Origin of the sequence: Latilactobacillus graminis DSM 20719 (assembly GCF_001436415.1) — a bacterium.
In the GTDB taxonomy this organism is placed as follows: domain Bacteria; phylum Bacillota; class Bacilli; order Lactobacillales; family Lactobacillaceae; genus Latilactobacillus; species Latilactobacillus graminis.
In genome coordinates this window covers 19,866-20,859 of the sequence record NZ_AYZB01000052.1, presented here as the reverse complement: position 1 = coordinate 20,859, position 994 = coordinate 19,866, and the positions used below count along the sequence as shown (strand labels likewise).

General features: G+C 51.3%; 10 tRNA genes. All 10 read left to right on the top strand.

The annotated features are described in order from the left end of the window. The first annotated feature begins 93 nt into the window (after positions 1 to 93). Positions 94 to 167, top strand: a tRNA-Met gene (locus FC90_RS07015). Positions 168 to 181: 14 nt separating this feature from the next. Further along, positions 182 to 255, top strand: a tRNA-Ile gene (locus FC90_RS07010). A gap of 49 nt (positions 256 to 304) precedes the next feature. After that, positions 305 to 378 (top strand) — tRNA-Met (locus FC90_RS07005). A gap of 3 nt (positions 379 to 381) precedes the next feature. After that, a tRNA-Asp gene (locus FC90_RS07000) sits at positions 382 to 455 on the top strand. A gap of 9 nt (positions 456 to 464) precedes the next feature. Beyond that, positions 465 to 537: transfer RNA gene (locus tag FC90_RS06995), tRNA-Phe, on the top strand. A gap of 13 nt (positions 538 to 550) precedes the next feature. Continuing rightward, a tRNA-Gly gene (locus FC90_RS06990) sits at positions 551 to 621 on the top strand. A 6-nt stretch (positions 622 to 627) separates the two neighbouring features. Beyond that, positions 628 to 701, top strand: a tRNA-Ile gene (locus FC90_RS06985). A gap of 13 nt (positions 702 to 714) precedes the next feature. Further along, positions 715 to 802: transfer RNA gene (locus FC90_RS06980), tRNA-Ser, on the top strand. 8 nt (positions 803 to 810) lie between these two features. Then, positions 811 to 882 (top strand) — tRNA-Glu (locus FC90_RS06975). A gap of 22 nt (positions 883 to 904) precedes the next feature. Next, positions 905 to 994 (top strand) — tRNA-Ser (locus tag FC90_RS06970).

Here is a 994-nt window from a genome sequence, read left to right as displayed (position 1 = left end):
GGTAGAGCACCTGGTTTGGGACCAGGGGGTCGCAGGTTCGAATCCTGTTTTCCCGATTGTAACGTTAGTTACATGGTATAATTTAAGTTTTTTGGCGGTGTAGCTCAGCTGGCTAGAGCGTCCGGTTCATACCCGGGAGGTCGGGGGTTCGATCCCCTTCGCCGCTATTTCCAAAAAACTTGGACCTTTAGCTCAGTTGGTTAGAGCAGACGGCTCATAACCGCCCGGTCGTAGGTTCGAGTCCTACAAGGTCCATCGTTTGGTGCGATTTTGTGGGTGGATGGTTGGTATAATTTTATATTATCGCGGGATGGAGCAGTCTGGTAGCTCGTCGGGCTCATAACCCGAAGGTCGTAGGTTCAAACCCTACTCCCGCAATTTGGTCGCATGGTCTAGCTGGTTAGGACGCCTGCCTGTCACGCAGGAGATCACGGGTTCGAGTCCCGTTGTGACCGTTTCAAAATGGCTCAGTAGCTCAGTTGGTAGAGCAATGGATTGAAGCTCCATGTGTCGGCAGTTCGATTCTGTCCTGCGCCATATCTATGAATATGCGGGTGTAGTTTAGTGGTAAAACCACAGCCTTCCAAGCTGTTGTCGCGAGTCCGATTCTCGTCACCCGCTTTTCATGGGCCTATAGCTCAGCTGGTTAGAGCGCACGCCTGATAAGCGTGAGGTCGATGGTTCGAGTCCATTTAGGCCCATTATCAATAATATGGAGAAGTACTCAAGTGGCTGAAGAGGCGCCCCTGCTAAGGGTGTAGGTCGGGAAACTGGCGCGAGGGTTCAAATCCCTCCTTCTCCGTTTTGTATGGCCCGTTGGTCAAGTGGTTAAGACACCGCCCTTTCACGGCGGTATCATGGGTTCAAATCCCGTACGGGTCATTGTAGTAAATTTATATTTTATGGAGAATTACCCAAGTCTGGCTGAAGGGAACGGTCTTGAAAACCGTCAGGTGGGTTCTGCCCACGCGAGAGTTCGAATCTCTCATTCTCC